This is a genomic window from Acidicapsa dinghuensis, assembly GCF_025685685.1.
Taxonomy (GTDB): domain Bacteria; phylum Acidobacteriota; class Terriglobia; order Terriglobales; family Acidobacteriaceae; genus Acidicapsa; species Acidicapsa dinghuensis.
The window spans coordinates 620250-641274 of sequence record NZ_JAGSYH010000002.1 but is presented as its reverse complement, the minus strand read 5'-3'; the positions used below and the strand labels follow the sequence as shown (position 1 = coordinate 641274).

General features: G+C 58.0%; 18 protein-coding genes. 9 read left to right on the top strand and 9 right to left on the bottom strand.

Annotated elements, in window-relative coordinates; translation table 11 throughout:
* Window positions 1–21: 21 nt before the first annotated feature.
* Window positions 22–2913 (top strand): hypothetical protein, encoded by a 2892-nt coding sequence (locus OHL22_RS06175; protein ID WP_263334403.1) that lies wholly within the window; start codon window positions 22–24, stop codon window positions 2911–2913.
* On the opposite strand, the gene OHL22_RS06170 is transcribed toward OHL22_RS06175, so the two are convergent.
* The gene (locus OHL22_RS06170) at window positions 2910–5651 is read right to left on the bottom strand and encodes a glycosyl hydrolase (RefSeq protein WP_263334401.1); all 2742 of its coding nucleotides are present in this window, start codon (window positions 5649–5651) and stop codon (window positions 2910–2912) included. The two genes, OHL22_RS06175 and OHL22_RS06170, sit on opposite strands and share 4 nt — an antisense overlap.
* 168 nt (window positions 5652–5819) lie before the next feature.
* Here OHL22_RS06170 and OHL22_RS06165 point away from each other — a divergent pair, with 168 nt between their 5' ends.
* From OHL22_RS06165 to OHL22_RS06145, 5 genes are all read left to right on the top strand, one after another.
* Window positions 5820–6548, top strand: coding sequence for a tetratricopeptide repeat protein (locus tag OHL22_RS06165; RefSeq protein ID WP_263334398.1), 729 nt, complete (start codon window positions 5820–5822; stop codon window positions 6546–6548).
* Between the two features lie 177 nt (window positions 6549–6725).
* Window positions 6726–7718 (top strand): tetratricopeptide repeat protein, encoded by a 993-nt coding sequence (locus OHL22_RS06160; RefSeq protein WP_263334396.1) that lies wholly within the window; start codon window positions 6726–6728, stop codon window positions 7716–7718.
* 63 nt (window positions 7719–7781) lie between these two features.
* Window positions 7782–8279 (top strand): DinB family protein, encoded by a 498-nt coding sequence (locus OHL22_RS06155; RefSeq protein WP_263334393.1) that lies wholly within the window; start codon window positions 7782–7784, stop codon window positions 8277–8279.
* Window positions 8280–8460: 181 nt separating this feature from the next.
* A complete protein-coding gene (moaC, locus tag OHL22_RS06150) occupies window positions 8461–8943 on the top strand; it encodes a cyclic pyranopterin monophosphate synthase MoaC (protein WP_263334391.1) in 483 nt (160 codons plus the stop codon).
* A gap of 141 nt (window positions 8944–9084) precedes the next feature.
* Window positions 9085–10533: a phosphoglucomutase/phosphomannomutase family protein gene (locus tag OHL22_RS06145; RefSeq protein ID WP_263334389.1), complete on the top strand. Its 1449-nt coding sequence runs from the start codon at window positions 9085–9087 to the stop codon at window positions 10531–10533.
* A gap of 127 nt (window positions 10534–10660) precedes the next feature.
* Here OHL22_RS06145 and OHL22_RS06140 read toward each other — a convergent pair whose 3' ends face one another.
* Window positions 10661–11029 (bottom strand): VOC family protein, encoded by a 369-nt coding sequence (locus tag OHL22_RS06140; protein ID WP_263334386.1) that lies wholly within the window; start codon window positions 11027–11029, stop codon window positions 10661–10663.
* Between the two features lie 164 nt (window positions 11030–11193).
* Here OHL22_RS06140 and OHL22_RS06135 point away from each other — a divergent pair, with 164 nt between their 5' ends.
* On the top strand, window positions 11194–11511 hold the full coding sequence (locus OHL22_RS06135) for a Dabb family protein (RefSeq protein WP_263334384.1): 318 nt from the start codon (window positions 11194–11196) through the stop codon (window positions 11509–11511).
* Window positions 11512–11566: 55 nt separating this feature from the next.
* Here OHL22_RS06135 and OHL22_RS06130 read toward each other — a convergent pair whose 3' ends face one another.
* Both OHL22_RS06130 and OHL22_RS06125 read right to left on the bottom strand, forming a co-directional pair.
* Window positions 11567–11755: a hypothetical protein gene (locus OHL22_RS06130; RefSeq protein WP_263334381.1), complete on the bottom strand. Its 189-nt coding sequence runs from the start codon at window positions 11753–11755 to the stop codon at window positions 11567–11569.
* Window positions 11756–11779: 24 nt separating this feature from the next.
* Window positions 11780–12499 (bottom strand): cytochrome c biogenesis protein, encoded by a 720-nt coding sequence (locus tag OHL22_RS06125; RefSeq protein WP_263334378.1) that lies wholly within the window; start codon window positions 12497–12499, stop codon window positions 11780–11782.
* A 126-nt stretch (window positions 12500–12625) separates the two neighbouring features.
* On the opposite strand from OHL22_RS06125, the gene OHL22_RS06120 reads away from it, so the two are divergent.
* Window positions 12626–13135 carry a hypothetical protein gene (locus tag OHL22_RS06120; RefSeq protein ID WP_263334376.1) on the top strand — a complete coding sequence of 170 codons (510 nt, stop codon included), beginning with the start codon at window positions 12626–12628 and terminating at the stop codon, window positions 13133–13135.
* A gap of 22 nt (window positions 13136–13157) precedes the next feature.
* Here OHL22_RS06120 and serA read toward each other — a convergent pair whose 3' ends face one another.
* Complete coding sequence (gene serA, locus OHL22_RS06115) at window positions 13158–15011, bottom strand: phosphoglycerate dehydrogenase (protein WP_263334373.1); 1854 nt, start codon at window positions 15009–15011, stop codon at window positions 13158–13160.
* 78 nt (window positions 15012–15089) lie between these two features.
* Complete coding sequence (locus tag OHL22_RS06110) at window positions 15090–16301, bottom strand: pyridoxal-phosphate-dependent aminotransferase family protein (RefSeq protein ID WP_263334371.1); 1212 nt, start codon at window positions 16299–16301, stop codon at window positions 15090–15092.
* A gap of 172 nt (window positions 16302–16473) precedes the next feature.
* Here OHL22_RS06110 and OHL22_RS06105 point away from each other — a divergent pair, with 172 nt between their 5' ends.
* Window positions 16474–16959, top strand: coding sequence for a GatB/YqeY domain-containing protein (locus OHL22_RS06105; protein ID WP_263334368.1), 486 nt, complete (start codon window positions 16474–16476; stop codon window positions 16957–16959).
* A gap of 42 nt (window positions 16960–17001) precedes the next feature.
* Here OHL22_RS06105 and OHL22_RS06100 read toward each other — a convergent pair whose 3' ends face one another.
* The 3 genes from OHL22_RS06100 to OHL22_RS06090 all read right to left on the bottom strand — a co-directional run bounded on the left by OHL22_RS06100 (window position 17002) and on the right by OHL22_RS06090 (window position 20916).
* Window positions 17002–18339 (bottom strand): GRP family sugar transporter, encoded by a 1338-nt coding sequence (locus OHL22_RS06100; RefSeq protein WP_263334366.1) that lies wholly within the window; start codon window positions 18337–18339, stop codon window positions 17002–17004.
* 265 nt (window positions 18340–18604) lie between these two features.
* Entirely contained in the window at window positions 18605–19903 is a 1299-nt protein-coding gene (locus OHL22_RS06095) for an anti-sigma factor family protein (RefSeq protein WP_263334363.1), read from the bottom strand.
* Window positions 19900–20916: an RNA polymerase sigma factor gene (locus OHL22_RS06090; RefSeq protein WP_263334361.1), complete on the bottom strand. Its 1017-nt coding sequence runs from the start codon at window positions 20914–20916 to the stop codon at window positions 19900–19902. The genes OHL22_RS06095 and OHL22_RS06090 overlap by 4 nt, the downstream gene beginning before the upstream one ends.
* Window positions 20917–21025: the final 109 nt, after the last annotated feature.

Here is a 21025-nt window from a genome sequence, read left to right as displayed (position 1 = left end):
TCTGCCCCGTATCCTCTAGCTGTGCGCATCGAGCGAATCTCCTTAGCCCTCTTCTTCATTCTTGCTACGGTAGCGCCCGCTTCGCGTGCGCAAACCCTCCAGCTCAACGATGCTGAAACCCTCATCGCTCATCCCTGGCGCGAAGGTTTCAACATCGGCTGCATCAACTACTACTTCAACTGCCAGACCAACAAAGATCTCGTCAGCTACACCAATCCCGGCTTTGAGCCCTCCATAGTTCGTCGTATTCTCGATCTCACCGCGGAAGGCACGCGCACAACCTTCAACGATCCTAACCAATACGCCGTCGATCCTCCCGGTTATCTCGACGGCGCCACCTTTCAGATCGTCGAATCCATCCGCGGCGGTCCGGAAAAAGGCTGTTCCGGCACGGTTGCTTCGTCCACCGGTCCCAATCGTAGTTACATCTCTGCATGGAAGTGGGATGGCTCCGTCATCACCTTTACCGGCCCCAACAGTTTCATCGCAGGCGAATCCAACGTCGTTATCCCTGAGCTCGAAAAGGGCCGGTTCCTGGTGGGCAAGTCAGGTCTTGTCACTGCTGCTACCCCCGATACTTTCACCGTCAGATTCAAAGCGCCGATTCCTCAGCCCGCTTCCAGTTCTGAAGACTTCGGTTTCGTCCAGACAGCGGAAAAGTATGTAGCGCCCAAGTACACCATCCACGCAGCAACAAACCAGGGCAAAGCCGGCTGCGATGCCTCTTTCAAGCCCGGAGACATCCTTGTCCTCACCAAGACGTTCAGCCCCACACCGCAAACATGGTGGGAACACGGCTACGGCGGCGTCTTCAACTCCGCCTTGCTCGGCAGCGCGCAAATGCTCTCCGAGATCAGCGATCTCTGCGCATCATGCGGCTCTCAGTCTCTCGATCTGCACTTTCCCAATACCGGTGGCTCCATCCAGTTCCTTCAATCCTGGGACACCAATCCCACCGAAGACATCTTCGTGCTCATGAACGGTACATATCAGCTCAGCTTCTGGGCCAAGGCAGCCTCAGGCAATCCAACGCTCTCCGTCAAAGCATCGCGTTCCGGAGCAGGAGGCTTCAGTTGTGGCCCCTTCAATCCTGCGCTCACCACCGCATGGACCCAATACACCTACACCTGTGACACGCGTGAATCCGCGGCCATTGTCGGCTCCTACGATGGCAATGCCGGCATTACCGTGCGTGCCTCCAACACCACCGGCCCCGGCGACATCTACTTCGATCAGCTCAGCTTTCAAAAAACCTCACCCATCAACGCCGCCAACACCAGTGCCTTCCGCGACGAAGTCATGCAGCCGCTCTATGACGCTTTCCCGGCTCCATGCGCAGCTCCCGGCACCATCCGCTACTGGGTCAACCAGAACGCAGAAACCATCGATAACTGGACTCGCCCCAACAACAAGCGCAGCCCTTCCGGTGTAAGCTATGGCATCTCTCCCGGTGGGCAGAATGAGTTTCAGCTCAGTCTTGAGGATTTCCTCGACGTCGTCAAGGATGTTCAGACCGTCACCGGTTGCCCCGTCGATCCCTACATCGAGGTTCCCGTCACCTTCACCAACGCCGAAGCCGCCCACCTTATCGAGTTCCTCGCCGCACCCGCGTCAGCCACCACCTCTGAATACGGCCAGCGTCGCGTCGCTCTAGGTCAGTCCGACTCATGGACCAGCGTCTTCCAGCACATCAATCTGAGCTACTGCAACGAGTGCTGGAATCAGTCCTTCGGCAATCAGAACATCCGCGGTGATTCCTCGGGAGCCAGCACTGTTTATCACGACTACGCCACACGCACCGGCCATATCTTCGCCGCAATGCGCGCCAATCGCTACTATCCCCGCAACATCACCCTCACCATGGATCTGCAGACAGCCACCAACTGGTCGGCAGACAAAGCCGTTGCGGAGGCACGCCCCGACGCCGTTGAGATCGAAGATTACAGCTACGGCAAGATTGGCCTCTTCGACACACCGGAACATCTCTATCAGCCGCTCTACGCAGAGATCGCTCTGCAATCCTTCGGCCCCAAAGACCCCCACAACTTCTACACCAGTTGGAAGGATTACACCGCCCTGCATACATGCGGCGCATCCGGCACCGAGCACTGCATCGTCAATATCTATGAGCAGGGTGAAGGCACCATTGCTGGCACCATCGCCAACTCACAGCGCGATCTCGATCACATCACCGCGGGTGCAGGCTACGGGCTCGCCGCTGCCTTGCAGGCATTGCTGCATCAACAGGCCGCACCTCACACCTTCGGTCCACAAAACTTCTTCTCACTCACTGAATTCCGCAACGGCACTTCAGGCCACGCCACCGCCAAGCTTTGGGGAGCGCTCGTTGAAGCCGGCGGCGCGGAGTCCGCAACCAACCCCTCCTTTGGTGGCTACATCCCCCGTCCCGACTTTGTCGCCATGCGCCTCGCCAACCAGTCCGTCATTGGCCCCATGTTCTCGTGCCCTATTTCTGAAAATGTGCACTACCGCTTCGAGGGCTCAACCACCAACGGTCCCGAAGGCTCATTGCCCGCCATCGAGAAGCTTCCTTATCTCTACGCATTCTGCTTCAAAAACGGTCCTAATCGCTCCATCCTGCTCTTCAACATGGACACGCACGACAGCCACACCATCTCCTTCGCCGGGACCCATCTTCCCACCGGCAGCGTCACCATGCGCCAGTACTCCGTTGCCGCCGATCCGAACGCCATGAATGAAGCCGATACCGGCAGCTACACTGGCCGATTCAAAGCCGAGATCAATCAGACGACCCAGGGCGTACCAGCTCCAACTACACTCACGTTGCCGCCATACTCCGCCACCGCCATCGATTACAAGCTCAGCGCGGATGAGCCAACCCCCGAACCCTCCGAGCCGAAGGCGAATGCAGCGCCAGATCCAAAGCCCTAACGCGGATCGGAGCGAATCAATCGCACCGGCCCCAGCAATCCTGAGGGCAGCGCCTCAACCTTATCCATATCCTGCGGCTCGAACAGCCTCCCATACCGATCCCACAGCAGCCGATAATTCGGCAGCGGCTTGCCCGCCATCTCGTTCATCGCCGTGTTGCCCACCACGATGCGCAAACGGTTTACGCCCGCGCGTACCCATCGCGTCACATCCACGCGATAAGGCGGCTTCCACACGTCGCCTGCAAAGCTGCCATTCACATATACCTGCGCCGCCTCGCGCACCGGCGCATCCAGATACGCCTGCATATTGTGCTGCTCACCTGTCAGCCAAGAGAGCGGCGGTGTCTTCGCTTCACCAAAATCCAGAATCCATCGGGTTCCCGGCGTTTCGTCTTTCGACATTACGTCGAACTTTCTTTCATATGCAGCTCGTCCACTGAAGTACCGGGTCTTCGCATCCTCCGTCCACGACCGCAGAGCATCCATCTTCTCGGCGACATCGCCATCACCAAACCGCACAGTCCACTCATGCGAGAGATCCGCAGCCAAATGCTCTTCGCGTCGCGGTTCAGGATCGCCCGCTTTCGCGTCATCCGCAAAGTAGATCAGCCGCGACCCATACGGCTCCAGGTCCAGCTTTACGCCATCATTGTTTGCAACTCCGCGCACCTCGCCTGTAAACGCATCCCATTCCTCTGCTCGCCTGGCACTGTCCCGAAAATGCGCCGTCAGATGTTCCGCCACAATCGTCGTATTCGCGATGAAGTATAGATTCCCGTGCTCAAGCCTGCGATGAATAAACCCAACTTGCGGCATAGCCGGCGTCAGCGTCATATCCGGAGCTGTCAGCTTCTTGAGTTCCGCCCCAAGCGAAGCATCCTCAGGGACGAATTTTGCCGTGCCAACGCCGCCGCCAAACAGATCGCGAGAAAGCTCCTGCAACCGCGCCGAATCTCGCTCTGCGTTTTCAAAACCCGGTGCAGTCGCCGGCTTACGCCGCGTCGCAATCACCACGCCGCCTTTGCGCGCATAGGCCGCGATCTTCCCGTAAGTCGCCACCGGCAGCCGGTCCACGCCGGGCAAAATCAACGCGCGATACGGAATGCCCACCTGATCGATCGCATCCGCATCGATAAAGTCCACGTTGAACCCGGCATCCAGCACCTGCGCAACCACCTGATCGTCCAGCACCCACGGCATCATCTCGTCCATGCTCACACTATGTCCGTTCTCTGAAAAAGGCCGTGGATTGGCAGCACTCGCCGCCGGCTGCACGCGCGCTGAAAACTTAGCCCACACATCGTCATTCGGCAACAGGATCGCCACATCATTCTCCGGTTTGCCCTGCCGCAGCGCCCAGCTCACGCGCTGCAGATACTTCATCAGCTCCGGCATCACATCGAACCACGGATTATGCGCATTCAGCGCCGCCGCTGCATACATCTGCCATCCCGGCTCGCCCGCGCTCTCCGGCGAGTAAGGCCACCCATGCCCTACAAGCTGATTGATCCCCTGCAGAAAATGCAGATCGGCCTCCGCCTTCATATCCAGCGGAGTCGCCCGGAACGCTGGCGAATGCAACCACGTCCAGGTCTCCGATGAAATCACATTGCGCCCAAACAGATGCCCCGCCGAAGCCGCCCATCGCGTGTCCGAAAATTCGCGCCACATCCGAAATGTGGCCTTGCCTTCACCCTCCGGCAAGTCCACTAACCGGTTGCTCGACAGCGTTACCGGAGGCATTCCATAGACCTGCGCCCGCAGCCGCGTGTGATGCTCCTTGGCCCACGCCTCCATCGGTTCCAGAAAATTTTCGTCCGCCATCTCCGTCAGAGTTCTGCCCCAGTCATGCCGTATCGCTGCCGTCTCCGGTATCGCATACTCCACCAGCGCCGGCAGATGCGGAGTCAGATCGTAGCCACGCCGCTTCTGAAACTCCTCCAGCAGCTTCGGGCTCCAGTCCGACCCATAATCCTCCAGGCTGTCACTGAATACCGCATACGGCGGCCGATCCCCAAACGCCGATAGCAGCTTTGCACCCACCGAGTCTAGATGTGTTTTGATTGCCGCCGCATTATAGTGATCCAGCACAAACCCCGCCGCGCCCACCGCGGGCCGTTTCACCATCATCCCCGTCCGGCTCGAAACAAAACACAGAATGCGCCGAGGCCGCTCCGCAGCAGCCATCGCAAACCTCCCATCCACTGGCGCGTCCAATCGAGCCAACTCACGCGCCACTCCTAGCACCATTCCATCCGCTCTGATATCCGCCGACGCATCGCCAACAAACGCTGCAATGAGCGCCTCACCCTGATCCAGAAACGGCGCCTTGACAGAAGTCACCCCAGGAGGTACATCGATCTCTTCCACCCGCAGCTCGCCCGCCGCTTCATCGACCGGAATCTCCGTTCCACCCAGTGGCCAACCGCTGCCCAGCGTCACATCCACGCGCAGCCCTAGCCGCCGCGCCTCCTGCGCCGCAAACCGCAGCGCATTGAGATGCTCCGCCGAAAGAAAAGGCTGATTGTGAAACCCGGTCTTCGCGTCATCGAGGCCGAGCGCGTAGAGATGCGTAATCTCCACGCCGCCGATTCCCGCATGTTTCATCTCTTCCAGCTCGCGCGTAATCTCCGGTTTCGTCACCGCTGGACCAAACCACCACCACCGCATCATGATCCGGCTGTCATCCGGAGGATTTCGAAACGTCTCTCGCAGCAGGTTGGTTGTGGTCGGCACACTCGTTTGTCCGAGTGCTTGATACGCGCAACCGAGTCCAAGCAGAACCGCTGCGCAGCAAGACAGAAAACAATCATCTCGTTTCACAGCACAGAGGATAACTCGTGCTACAGTCCTCCCATGTTCCGAGTCATCCCCTGCGCTGCTCTTCTCGCTCTGTGCATATCCATGTCTTTTGCTCAGGTCGGTAACTACTCAGATCCGGCGAAGCTCAAAGATCTCCAATCTAAAGCTGAGCGTGGTAATCCACACGCACAATATGAGTTGGGAATTCTGTATGAATTCGGCGACTGGGTTCCAAAGAATATTCCCGAAGCAGTCAAGTGGCTAGATAAGTCGGCCAGCGGAGGTGATCTACGGGCCCGTCAAGAGCTCGGGGGAATCTATTTCGAGGGCCGAGGCGTCCCTCAGGACTTCAATCAAGCTGCCCGCTGGTTTGGCTGCGCGAAACCCGCCTCCGCCATCCTTGCGTCCTGCCGCTCCGTGAGCTATAACGACCTTCCCGGCGGTGTCGTTCACATTCTCAAGCTTAAGAAATGCGATGTGGGCCCTGGCTCCAACTACGATTACGGCAGCATCGTTAATCTTGGGACAGATGGATCGTCTGCTTACGACTTTTGCTGTTGGGAATCAGCCCACGGCCCGTGTGGCGCACTCGTCATTGCCAAGGTCGGCGGAAAATGGCGCGATACTACAGACAGCCATGGCCTGCTGGGCTTCGACGTGGCTTGCGGAGACTTTGTCGTTCTCGAAGCGCAACACAATGGGTTTCACGATGTATGCATTCCAGATCAGTGCTCCACTGCGCAGCTGGTCACGGCCAACTCCTGCCGTCCCACCATCTGGAGCTTTAGCAACAATCGCTACCGATCCGTCACTTCGCTCGAACGCCATTGATGGACGTTGAATGCTCCGAACCTTTTCCGCTACGAACCACATTAGGTACCGGTTATCCACGAAATTTTTTCTACGGCGGTTGTTCGTACCACCTTATCCACGGACAATAGCGGCATAATCGCCTCAGTCCACTAAGACTCGGGCGAGCAATCCGGGCCGAAAGGTGGACACTCAACCGTGACCCGCTACAGCCGCCAGGATGTTCTCAGGATTCTTCAAATTAGCGCCCGCCAGCTCACTGGCTGGGAGCGAGCGAACCTGATTCCCGTATGCGAGCAATACAGCTTTCGTGAGTTGAGCCAATTACGTACCCTGCGCGCCCTGCAGCACTCGCGCATGAGTCCCCGCTCGATCCGCGATTCAGTTGAAGCCATGCAGGCTGTTTCCGGGCTCAGCAATCCCTTGCTCGAGGCCGCCGTCATTCCCACCGGCTCGCGCCTGGCCTTCCGGCATCACGGCGCCATGGTCGATCCCATCCGCCGCCAGCTTCTCTTCGATTTCGAAGCAGCTCCCGGACATCCCACAGGCCGCCGCGCTATTCCTGTCGCCATGCTTCCGCCTCCGCGCACCGAGGGCAACCGCGACCCCGAACTCCAGCACCTCTTCGTCCGAGCAGTCCAGGCTGAGGAACAAGGCCGCAAAGCCTCTGCGATGGATCTCTATCGCCAGATCCTCGCCATCGATCCGGCCTACACCGCCGCGCTCATCAACCTCGGCACCTTGAACTACCACAACAAAAACTACGCGCAGGCCGAGGATCTCTATCGCCAGGCCACCAAGGCTGATCCGTCCTATGTCCTCGCTCATTTCGACCTTGGTAACGTCCTCGACGAGCTAGAGCGCATCGATGAGTCCATTGACTCCTATCTGCGCGCCACTGCTCTCGCCCCAGGCTACGGAGATGCCCACTACAATCTCGCTCTCGCTTATGAACGCCGTGGCGAGCGTCGCCGCGCCCTGCGTCACTGGCAGTCCTACATTCGCCTCGACAAAACCGGGCCATGGGCCGACCACGCCCGCAGCCAGATTCGCAAGCTGCTCAGCCGTGAAAAACTCGCCATCGCGCATCGCACCGACGGTTATCTGCCTCGCATCCGCGCCAACCATACTCCGTTAGAGCTCGTTCTAAGCTCCGAAGCTTACCCCGGCACGCTGAGCCCAACCGCCTGAAACATTCCTGACAGCATTTCCATTCGTGCCGTATTAACCTTGCTCCTATCAGGAGAGCAGGCCATGACCATCCAGGAATCTCTCGCTAGTCAGTTCCACTCCACCGTCAATATGCTCACCCAGGCTGTCGAGCAATGTCCCGAGCCACTCTGGCTCGCTGCCCCAGGCCAATCTCCCAATCACACCTGGCACCTCGCCTACCACACGCTCTTCTATATCCACTTCTATCTCTCGCCGTCTGACTCAGCCTTTATCTTTTGGCCACAGCACCGGCCTGAATACAACTACCTCGGCTCCATCCCCTGGAAGCCCGGTTACAAGCCAACCATCGACCAGCCCTACACCCGCGAAGAAATCCTCCAATACGCCCAGTTTGTTCATGAAGAGATAGACCGTCGCACCGCCACTTTCGATCCCGAAGCTCCCAGCGGCTTCAGTTGGCTTCCCTTCAACCAGCTAGGCGTCATGCTCTACAACCTGCGCCACGCCGCCCACCACACCGGCCAGATCATCGAGCGCCTCCGCACCCAAGCCGGCATCGGCATTCCCTGGACCCGCTAAACCAGACTCTCTGAATCTGCTTTTGGCCTGTGCGTTTCCGGTGTTCGTAGTTACGGGTCATTGTTTTTCTGGTCTGTCATTCCCGAAGGGAATCTGCTTCTCCCTGATACGGCATCCACAGGCCACACTCACACTTCCCACTCACACCAGCCCCTGCACTAATCTTGTCTTGGAGCGCCCAATGCCCGACACCCCCCAACCGCTAAGCCACTTCGACGAAACCGGCCGAGCCCGCATGGTTGACGTCAGCCACAAAAACCCAAACCGCCGCGAAGCCACAGCCTCCGCCTTTATCGAGCTCTCACCCGCCGTTCTCGCCTCGCTTCCACAAAACCCCAAAGGCAACCCTCTTGAAGTTGCCCGCTTCGCCGGCATCCAGGCCGCCAAGCAAACCTCGTCGCTCATCCCCATGTGCCATCCGCTGCCGCTTAGCTTCGTCGATATCGCGACCGAGTTGAGTCCCCAAGGCATCCGCATTCTCGCCACTGCCGCCACCACCGCCGCTACTGGTGTAGAAATGGAGGCCCTGACCGCCGCCACCATCGCCGCCCTCACCATCTATGACATGACCAAGGCCCTCGACAAATCCATCACCATCCGCTCCATCCAGCTCGAATCCAAATCCGGCGGCAAAAGCGGCGATTTCCACCGCTCCCATCCTTAAGCCGGCTCTCCGAAGGCCCGAACCTGCACAGATCCTGCTCCAATCTGTAGCGGCTGGGGTACGTCTGATCTGTCCGAAACACGATACATCGCAGATTTCCCGCACGATACACTGATCCCAACGGAGGACAGACTCAAGCGAATGGCTCATCCCGTGATCAAGTTCGGCACCGACGGCTGGCGTGGCGTAATTGCCAGCGACTTCACATTTGACAATGTGCGCACAGCCGCCAAAGCCATTGCCTGCTATCTGCAAGCGCAAAAAGACGATGCGCAAAAGGCCACCCGCGGCGTCTGCATCGGCTACGACTCCCGCTTTCTCTCCCACGATTTCGCCAAAGCCTGCGCCGAAGTCCTCGCCGCATCCGGCATTCCCGTACAGCTCGCACAGGAGATCACGCCCACTCCGGCCCTCTCCTACGGAGTCCATGCGCGCGCCGCAGCGGGCGGCATCATGATCACCTCGTCGCACAACCCCGCCCAGTGGAACGGCGTAAAGTACAAAGCCTGGTTCGGCGGTTCCGGCAGTCCCTCGATTATCGCGGAGATAGAATCGTTTCTCGGCGTCCCTCCCGAGAAAGCCTCACAGCCCGCGCCGATCGAAGAAGTGGATTTCATTACCCCCTATATGGAAGCCATCGAGAAGTTCGCCGATCTCAATCTGATCGCAAGCTCAGGCTTCAAGTTCTGCATCGACTCCATGTACGGAGCAGGCCGGGAGTTGCTTGCTGGCGTCTTTCAGAAGATTGGCGTGGACCATGTGCAGATTCGCGGACATATCAATCCGCTTTTTCCCGGCATCAACCCGGAGCCCATCGAGCCGCACATCCGCGCACTCGGCGAAGCCGTAGTCGCCAACAAGTGCGACGCAGGCCTGTGCACCGACGGCGATGCAGACCGCATCGGAGCAACCGATGAGCACGGCAACTTCGTCGATCCGCACAAGATCTACAGCGTTCTGCTCAGTTGGGTGCTCAAGTACAAAAAATGGCCCGGCGACGTAACCCGCGCCTTCAACACCACCAAGATGCTCGACCGCATCTGCGCAGAGTACGGGCGTACCCTGCACGAGCACGGCATCGGCTTCAAATATGTCGTCGATTACATGCAGAAGCAGCCCATCGTCATGGGCGGCGAAGAGTCCGGCGGCATCGGCTTCCAGCGCCATCTCCCCGAGCGCGACGGCCTGCTCAATGCGCTGCTGCTCGCCAACGTCATGGCCGAGGAAAAGAAGACGCTCGGCCAACTCGTCGCCGATCTCCAGGCCGAGTACGGCGAGCACCAGTACGGCCGCATCGATCTCCACATCGCTGATGAAATCAAGAACAGCGCCATCGCACGTGCAAAGCAATTAAAAGCCGGCGACACCACTTTCTCAGGCATGCCGATCCTGCGCATCGACACACTCGATGGCGTAAAGTTCTACCTCGACAACCCCGAGGCAAAAACCAAACCCAACGCCGCGGAAACATGGCTTCTGTTGCGCGCCAGCGGCACCGAGCCGCTTATGCGCATCTACTCCGAGTCCTGTTCGAAAGAGTCGGTCGCAAAGCTGCTCGAAGCAGGTCGTGAATTCGCGCTGAATGGCTAGGGAACCTCTAGAAGTTGGGGCTTTGAAAGGGCACGAGTTTACTCGTGCCGTAAAACACGCAAAATAGAAGGGACTTTAGTCCCCGAGGGAAGGGTCTCTTGAAATCCGAGACTCGATCACCGGTTCCTTAAGCCTGCACCGGCTCCTGATAAAGGCCAAGCAGATTGCCGCCTGGATCGCGAAAGTGCGCAATCAGCTCCGTAGGATGAAAACCGAGCGGATTGACAATTTCGCAGCCAAAGACTTCGATCTTTGCAATCGTCGCGCGAATGTCATCAACCATGATCGATACGATGAATCCTGGATGAGCCGCGGGTGTTTTGCCAGGATCAAAGGAGCCGCTGACTTCTCCGATCGAGTCGTCAAAGGACATAGCTCCATCACCGCGCGTGCGAATATTCCATCCGAAAATCTCGCTGTAAAAGCGCGCAGAGCGATCCGGATATTCGGCCGGCAGCTCGATATAGCAGATCTTTCCGTGTTTTGAGGTGTACATGGCGACTCCCCGCTGGCGCGGTCAGGCTAACAGTGCGACGCGCAGACGGCAAGACATAAGACGCGCGGCCTGCAAGATATAACGCGCAGCCTGCAGGGTATAAATAGATCAACCGGCTCCATGCGGCACAATGGGAACGGAGACTTCATCTCGGGAGCGAGCGCATGTATTTCCATATCTTTGGCTTTAAATGGCATTCCGATGTAACCGATGCGCAGAAGGCGCAGGCACAGGCAGATATTCTTGCGTTTCGGGGCAACATTCCGGGTCTGCTCGAAGTCCACGTCGGCCCCAATCTCTCACCGCACGGCCAGGGTTACACCTTCGCCGGAGTAATGCGCTTCACCGGCAAAGCAGCCTGCGACGCCTATATGACACACCCGCAGCACCTCAAGCTGCTCTCATGGCTCAAGCCATTGATCGATCCTGTAGAGCTCGATTTCCTCGCGCTCGACGAGAAGAAACCGGATGAGAAGAAATAAAACCGAACGACTACGATGCACACGCAGATGCCTCCCGCAAAGATGAGGCATCTGCCTATTCGTGCTTTTCTAGTGAAGCACCCTTCTTCGCCAGCCTCCAGCTATTCAATGCATACGCCGCATAAGCGATGTGAAAACCCCACGTAAGGCAGAAAATGATGACGAGATTGCGATGGCCTAGCGGCGTGTCTATTGCCGGGTCATAGGGAAACACTCGTACGAAACATGCCAAAACATTAACCATGCTGAATTCCTGTTGCTTTGAATTCTATTGCTCAACCGTCTCGGTAAGGCGAAGTGCTTGAAGCATCTCCGTGTTCTGCCGTTGATACTCCGCCGCATATCGAATGCTGGCGATCAGCAAACCCCAGGCAAGCCACGCCCCCACATTCCACCACACCGGCGCCGCCATGCTCTGCGCAATACCTGAGTTCGGACCACCGCCAAAGATCGGCGCGGGATGTTGCGTTCTCCACCATTGCGTCGACATATACACGATAGGAGCATCGCAGAATCCGAAAATCGCGAGCACCGCGCAAATCGTAGATCTCGCAGAGCCGGAGGTTACATTACGAACCAGAAGATAGCTGACATAAATCAGCCACAGCAGCAAAGTCGTTGATAGCCGCGCATCCCATGTCCACCAGATTCCCCATTCCTCTCTGCCCCACAGCGAGCCGGATACAAGCCCCAGAGTGCAGTAAAGAACGCCCATCTCCGCAGTAGCCAGCGCAATCGCATCCGATCTCATCGCTGCGGCAGAATTCCTGGCTCTAAGAAACAGATAAGCAATAGACGCGGCCAGATTCAGCGGAAGAAATACACCCACACCAATCCAATTAGGAAAGTGGTAATAAAAGGCGCGAATCATATTGCCTTGCGCCGCATCCGGTGGAGATCCCTGCAATGCCAGGACCAATCCGTAGGCTAACGACGCCACAGCCGCAACAAACCATATCCAGCGAATGACTACACCTGTCCGGCTCACGATTACCGCGACTCCTCCATTGGCTTCATGCGAAGACTAGTTTAATTGCGCGTAGAGCAAAAGTCTTGATATGGATTCTGCGGGCGCTTTGATAGCGACGTGCGAATTTCAGATAAACTCGCTGCTATGAAAACCGTACTGATGCTTCTGGCTCTGTGCGCTGCGAGTCTTCATGCGCAAGCTCCTAAGGTTGCAGGTGATCCTCTTGCACCGCTGTCGTTCCTTGTCGGTACATGGACAGCCAATACACAAGGCAACGCTGGCGCTGCCGCAAGTGGTTCTTATTCCTTCAATCTGGAACTAGGCAATCACGTTCTCGCCCGGCATAGCTCCACGGCCGATTGCAAAGGGCCTGCGGACTACGATTGCGGCCATCATGATCTGTTGTATGTGTACGCCGAGGGACGCGCTCTCAAAGCCATCTTCTTCGACAATGAAGGACACGTCATTCACTACGATGTAACCGTGCCGGAGCCAAACACCGCAGTGTTCGTTTCGGATGCTGCCGCAGCCGGTCCGCTTTTCCGTCTGATCTATGTCCTCAAAGGTGGAGTCATGTCAGGCAAGTTCCAAACCGAGCCGCCGGGACGGACAGAGTGGGAGTCGTATCTGGAGTGGAGCGGCAGTAAGAAGTAGCTACCCCATTCCAGATAGTTTGTTAGCGGAGTTCGACGAGACGTACCTGCAGCAGATTCGGAATCTTCGCTACAGCGTCCAGCACCTCCGGCGTAACCGGCGAGTCCACCTGCACCACAGCCATGGCCTTGAGTGGGCCTTCAACGCCGCTCTCGCGATTGCGCTGGCGCCCCAGCGCGAAGTTAGCAATGTTCACTCCCTGCTGACCAAGCACCGTGCCGATGTTGCCGATCACGCCCGGCACGTCGAGATTGCGACATACCAGCAAGCTGCCTTCGAGCGGCGCCTCAATATCCATGCCGTCAAAGGCAAGCAGCCTCGGCAGGCTCTCATGCAGGACCGTTCCAGCAGCCTTGTTCGCGCCCGTCGGGTCATGCACCGTAATCGAGAGCACATTGGCCGCGCCGCCCCGCGTCGACTCGCGCTTCTCTTCGTGAATGCGAATGCCAAGCTCCTGCGCGACCGACGTAGCATTGATGCGATTCACATTTTCCGTGTGCGACAGCAATCCAGCAATCGCCGCATTGCGAATCAGATCCGTTTTGCCCTCGGCAATCGATCCTGCATACGTGAGATGAATGCTCTCCAGCCGCGCCGATACTGGGTTACGCGGTATTGCCTGTGAGAGAAAGCTGCCCAGCCGTCCAGCCAGCTCAATAAACGGAGCAAGCTGCAGATACTCCTCATGGGTGAGGGAAGCGACGTTCACCGCATTCTGCACCACGCCCAGCTTTAGGTACTCACGCACCTGCCGCGCCAGTTGAATGCCGATCGCCTCCTGCGCCTCATCCGTAGAGCCTGCAATATGCGGAGTCAGAATCACGTTCGGCAAATTGAAATATGGCGATTCTTTGAGCGGCTCATTGGTAAACACATCCAGCGCCGCACCGGCCACTTGCCCCGATTGCAGAGCAGCCAGCAGCGCAGCATCTTCAATCAGCTCCCCGCGTGCACAGTTGAAAATACGCACGCCCTTCTTCATGGTGGCCAAAGTGCGTTCGTTGATGATGCCCGCAGTCTGCGGCGTCAGGCCAACATGCAGCGTCAGGTAATCCGACGTCGCAAACAGCTCTTCCAGCGAAACCAGCTTGATGCCTGCCTCGCGCGCGATCGCCGCCGAAACAAACGGATCATGCGCCGCCAGTTCCATTCCAAAAGCCCGCGCACGCTTGGCGACTTCAAGACCAATACGTCCCAGCCCGAGAATGCCCAGCGTTTTGCCGCGCAGCTCAAGCCCTTGCAGATTTTTCTTGTCCCACTTGCCCGCATGCGTGCTGCTGTTGGCCTGCGGCAGTTTACGCGCCAAAGCAAGCATCAGCCCGATAGTAAGCTCGGCTACCGCAACAGCATTCGCACCCGGTGTGTTCATCACCACAATGCCGCGTCGCGTCGCTGCTCCGGTGTCGATATTGTCAACGCCCACACCAGCGCGGCCAATCACGCGCAGCTTCGGCGCGTGCTCCAGCAGCGCATCATCCACCTGTACCGCCGAACGAACCACCAGCGCATCGGCATCAGCAAGCGCTTCAGGAAGTTTGCCAGACAGCTTCGCCACATCGTCATGAGTAAGAATCTTCCATTCCGGTTCCGAGGCTAGAACGGCAAGCGTTGCAGGTGAGACCTTTTCAGCAAGAACAATTTTCATGGCCTTTGATTTCTCCGTGTCGCGGTGCTCGTATTGGTCGAAACGTATATTGTTTTGCTCGCAGAAGATCTCAAACATGCGAACCACCGCTGCCTGCGGCTTGCCTTCGCCCTGCTCGTACTTCCAGATCGAGTTGGGGTGAACACCGAGCTTGTCAGCCATCTGGTACTGATACAGGCCAAGCTGCTTGCGCGCGAGAATGAGCTTTTCGCCGAACGTAAGTTCCGACATAAACATTTCCTGATTTCGAAAAGGGATCCGCGTCTGTTCGCCAGCCCACGAGGCAGACGCGGAACGCGAGGTTGTTGGTTACGCCACCACTGCTTCGCCGAGCTGCTCATGCAGCGCCTGATTGGGCTTGCGGCTCGCGAAAACCTCCTGTGCCGCGGCAAGCCCCTGTCCCAGCTTCACTGGTAGCTTCAGCGTGTCGTGTGCCACAAGTTCAAGCGCACCAATCAGCGCAATCGTATCCATGTAATCAAAGAATCCAAGATGTGCAATGCGGAATAGCTTGCCCTTCATCTCGCCCTGCCCATTCGCGATCACTGCGCCAAACCGCGCCTTGACTTCCTTGACCACCGCACCTGAATCCAGCCCTTCGGGAACCGTAACGGCAGTAGCCGCTGCAGCCGGAGCGTTCGAAAAGACCGTAAAGCCCAGCGCAGCAAGAGCGGCACGAGTCATCACGGCGCAGGTCTCCGCGTTCTCGATCAGCGCAATGCGGCCTTCGGCAAGATTCCCGCCTGCTTGTCCTGCGATGTAGTCAAGGGCTGCGCCAAGTCCGGCGATCAGAGCGACCGACGGAGTGTAAGCGCTCTCGCCGTTCTTCGCATTCTTCCGCTCCTTGCGCAGATCGAAGTAATAGCGAGGATTCTTGCTGCTCTCCATCGCCGCCCATGCGCGGTCGCTTACCGACAAGTAAGCAAGTCCTGGCGGAATCATCACCGCCTTCTGGCTGCCGCCAATCAGAATGTCGATGCCCCAACCATCCACGTCAAAGTGCGTAGTGCCAAGGCCAGTAATGCCATCCACAACCAGGAGAGCTTCGGGGGTAACGGCGCGGATTGTCTCTGCGATCGCACGAATGTCATGGCGCGTGGCCGTCGAAGTTTCCGTGGCCTGTACGTAGACAACCTTTGTGTCAGGCTTGAGAGCAGCGTTCACCGTCGCCAGATCGAAGGTTTGCCCATAGGGAGCGTCGAGCTGGTCAATCGTGCAGCCAAAAGCCTTCGCCAGCGCCGTCCAGCGCTCGCCAAACTTACCTGCAGTCAGCACCAGCACCCGGTCACCCGGCGACGTGAGATTGGAAACAGAAGATTCCATCGCTCCCGTACCGCTGCAAGCCAGGAGCAATACGTCATTTTGCGTCCCTACAAACTCCTTCAACTGCGCCAGCACGCGGGTGTAAAGCGCTCGAAATTCAGGGGTTCGGTGATGCAGATCGGCAGCCGCCATGGCAAACTGCGCGGCAGGAAGCAGAGGCGTGGGTCCGGGGGTATATAGGCGGGTTTTACGAAACATGAAAGCGTCTCCTGAATAAAAGCTACGATCACGCGACAATCACATAATACACATAAATGTGATAAATGTGAATGCGGCTGGAGAATTGCGTTGGATCGCCGCAGGCTATACACCCTCAAGGTATGAAATCGAATCGATACAATCCATAAGAGCGATCAATGGAGTCAATGAGATGAGCGAGACAATTGAGGCACGAGTCAAAACAGAAACCATCACAGCCATGAAAGCCCGCGACGGCGAGCGAACAACCACCCTGCGCCTGATCACCACCGCGCTGAAAAACAAGGCCATCGAGAAGCGCGCCAGCTCGGAAGAAGCAGTGACGGCCGCCGAAGAGCAGCAAGTGCTCGCCTCAATGATCAAGCAGCGCCGCGACTCCATCGAGCAGTTCACCAAGGGTGGCCGTCCCGAACTTGCCGCTAAGGAAACCGCTGAAATCGCCGTAATTGAAGAGTTTCTCCCCAAGGCGCTCTCCGCCGAAGAGCTTCAGGCGCTCGTCGGATTAGTCGTCGCTCAGATCGCTGAAGGTGCAGGTCAGAAGCCCGGCCCGAAAGAGATGGGAACAGTAATCAAAGCCGTTCAGGCCAAACTCGCAGCCGATGGCCTCAGAGCCGAGGGTCGCGCCGTCAGTGAAATGGTAAAAGCCGCACTGGCGTAAGTATCGAGCCGAAGGCAATAGCAAGCCTTCGGCCTCAGCCCTTCACGAAAATCGAGTCACCTTCCACAGCGCATAGCCGCAGCCCAGTGCCGTCACTACCAGCGCGCCGGAGAGAAGCCAGAGCCAGGTAAAGTTGAGCGCCAGCGTCGGCACCTTCGCGTGAATGCCGAGATAAACGAAGCCGCCGACTGCGATCGCGACAATCAGGTAATCCCACCAGGCGCGCCCTTCCTTGCCCTGTTTGCCGTCTTCCATGTCAGTCAGCGAGGGCAAACAGGCATACGAGCGGATGACCGTGTCGTAGTCCAGTCCATATCGGTTGCACTCACGCAGCAGCGAGTCATGCGTCGACGAGTGCTCCCGCGCGGTAGCGACTGCGGTGCTGACAGCCAGCGCCCCCAGCACCATCAGCACAGTTCCGGCAATCACCAGCAGCCTATGCTGCGCATCGGCATGAGCAAGCTCGCCAAACACCAGTGCTCCCCACGCCACGCCCCAGATTTGGTTGGTATTCGAAAGCGGAATACCGCGGCCAATGCCAAGATACTTCGTAGCAAATTGCTGAAAGAGATCCCCGATCACCCAGACGAATCCGCCGAGAAAGAGCCAGAAGAACATTCCCCGTGCCTCCTGCGAATGGAAAACCGGCGCGTTCATTCCACCATCGAAAGCCAGCACCAGCGCAAGCATCGTTCCAAGCTCGCCAATGGTGAATGCGGTGACGAACGACAACGGATTCATGCCGCTGATGTAAGCCTTGCGGTAGGGGATGTACATCGTTCCCCACAGCAGACTGGCGCCAAGCGCAGCCAGTATGCCTCCGACAGCGCGATGCGTATGCGCCGCTCCCGAGCCGTCGCCATGGATCGTGCTGAACCCAAGCAGGATGGCGGCAGCAATAATCGTCAGGGTACCCACGACCACCTTGGCTATATTCTTCGGACCCGCGCCCTTAAGCTCGCCAAAAAGCACGCGACCCCACAAAATGCCGATGAGCGAATTCGTGTTCCACAGTGGAAACGCAATGGTCAGGCCAACGTCGCGAATGGCAAAGACCGTGAGCGTATTGGCGACTGCCCACAGCATGCCGGCAAGGATGGCGGTCACCAGCAGGTGCGAATTGGCGGCCAGATCGGCAAAGACGTAACGCGAACCCTTAAGCAGTGTAGGCAGTGTCCAGCGCGCCGTAAAGACCCCAGCCACCATGCAAAGCGAGATGGCAAACGGCGAAAGCCCCGTAGTAACAAGCTTTGTTGGCGCCTCAGCCGCTCCAAGCCACACACCAGCAGCCAGCCCGCAGGCGACGCCGAGGCCGTGATAGGAGGCCTGGCCGATGAGATGGCTGGAGTTGGAAGAAGTTTTGATTGCGTTGGTCGTCATCGTGCCTCGAAAGGTGGCATTAGTGCAATGTAATCAGCAGGGCAAGGCCGATGGCGAAGACCGCTAGCGGAATCAGAAAGTGACTGTCCGTGAAGATGGCCCTTGTGGTTTGAAGAAGTGGCATGCGTACTGGTCCGAATTGAGAGATGCGGTCGGCCTGTGATTGCGAGCCCAGGATTACTCCGGGCCCAGCGGCTGGCGCAACCATATCGGCGCGGAGGATGGCCTGTCAACGCGAGGGCGATTGCGGCAATGAGAGGTCGGCCTAAGGCTTATCGCGCGGCTTCCACGTAGTGCCATCTTCGCTGAACCACAGAGCGCCCCGATCGGTCGTGAGTTCGAAAAACTGCTTGGGAACGTTGGCATCCGGCACCGGCGCATTGCTGGCGCCGGAGGAAGTGATTTTATCGCTGGCAACCGGCGTTTTGCCGCTGACAAGCTGAGGCATGAAGATTCGCAGACTTGTGGCGCGCCCCGTCCACTGCTGCGTGACCGGAAGCCAGAGAACACCGGCATTCTGGCTCAGATAAAGAGATCCTTTGGGATCTATGGCAACCACACGCTGGCGCGCTGCCACAGCTATGGTCGGATGCGAGCCGGTCGGCAAAAGCGTTTGCATCGCCTTGCCTGCGAGGAGTTCGTCATTGACGCTCGCGGCGCGTGAGTAGAAAGTCGCAGATGCCGTTGTTTGCGGGGCTCCGACGGCATGATTGGTGCCGTATGTCGCGATGCCGCCTCTGGCTCTGCCAAAGCCCTGACCGCCCATGCCAGCAGTGCGAGAAGGTGCGGGTTTAGCCGCAGCAGGAGTGGGCTTGCTGGCGACGTTGGCGTCCATCGTTTCTATCTGCGCAACAGAAATGGTTTGTTGGAGCTGGGGCTGTGGCGCAGGTTGAAGCGAGGACGGTAGTTGGGAAACCTCGACGGTTTCTGTGTCTGAGCCGACGGTCGTAGACGGGATCGGCTGCGGCGCTGGCGGTGAGACGGATTTGTAAGCGTTGCCTGCGACCTCGCCAAGGCTTTCTTGCCGGGAGAGCATAGGCACTTGCGGTGGAAGCACGACAGTGCGCTGCTCGGCCCCCGAACGAGAAACAGCCGATACCGATGGGCGCACCGTGGCTGCCGATTTTGAGTGTTCAGGCATAACGGCTTTCATTTCAGACTGAACAGTATTCGGAGCCGGGCTCGGAACCGGATTGAGTACCGGATTGTTTTTCGCTTCCTGCTGCGGCGCAAGCACGACCTTGTGCTTAGGCAGGGAAATGATCGTAAAAGCCGCAAGAGCGGTACAGGCTCCAGCAAGGATCACCAGTCGCCGACTGCCGAGCCCGAAGCCGGTAAACCATCGCCGCCGCTTACTCTTAGCCGGCTCGACCATCTGAGGCACCGGTTCATTGATCGCATCTTCCTCAACAGCGGATTGAGCGAGATAGGTGATCTGCCGGCAACGGCTGCAGGTAGCCAGATGCGCGAGAACCGATTCGCGCTCCTGCGCAGGCAACGCATTCTCGACAAAGGCGTTGAGGCTATCGAGATCCGGATGCGCGAATTGGGAGGTCGGAGTCATTGGCCTTCCTCCTGAGGGAACGCTTGCGATGACGAAGTTTGCAGCAGCTGGCGTAAATTGAGTTCGATGTCGCGCGGATCTGCTCCGAGCGCTTCATCAGCGGCCCGTTTGCTAAGTCCCTGAGATTGCAGGTGACGCAGCAGCTCTTTGTGAAGACGCTCAGTGGTGCGATGCAATCGACGGCTGATGGTCGCCTCATGCACATGAAGAATCCGCGAGATTTCCAGCAGAGTTCGTTGGTCGAGATAATACGAGGCCAACAGAAACCGGTCCTCCGCATCGCATCCTTCCAGTGCGGCCTGAATCGCGTTCGAAAGCCTGCTCATCGTTGACGAGTCCGGAACCGCCTCCGCTGCCTTAGCTGGAGGATCGAAACGCGAGGTCTCGCCATCGCGTGACTCGCATTCGAGCGGCTGTTCCCGTCCCGTGCGCCGATAGTGATCCACGAACCGTTGGGCAAGAATCGTACGGAGCCAGCCAAGCAACGATCCACGACCCTGATACGACGCTAGCGGGCTCCGCCGCTCGCCGTCGCGAAGATTCAGTCCATAAAGCTCAGCATAGAGATTGTCGGCAAGATCGGCGGCCAGGGTCTCATTGCCGGTGATCGCCATAGCAGCGCGAAGAACAGGCTGACTATAGCGCTCAAGAAAGTAGTTCCACGCCTCCTCATGCCCCTGTGCGCACGCACGGGCAAGAACAATTTCATTGAGACGCAGGCTGCGAAGCCATACAACGCGCTGTGCCGGATCAAGCGCAACACCTGAGCTGCGTGCCTGCTCTTCGCAGAGTGCAGTAAGCATTGCTTCAAAAACGCCGCGAGGCAGTTTGTAAGCTGAACCTCCGGAAAATTCAAAAAGCTCATGAACTGCGTCTTCCGTCAAAGCCCCGTGAGGCTCGTCAGGCAGGGAAGGAATAGAGTCTTCGCCTGCGCTGATCGAAACGGGTTGGGAAGGCGTAATGCCCACGAGCTCAAGATACGCGAAAATTTCGCCGCAAGGAATCCAAAGCACAACGATCTACCTGCAGAAAGGGCGAAGAAAAGCACCAGGCGCCAGGATGCGGCATTCGCGAACGGGACAAAAACCATGCGATGGACGTGGGTAGGTGCCGTGTGCGCCC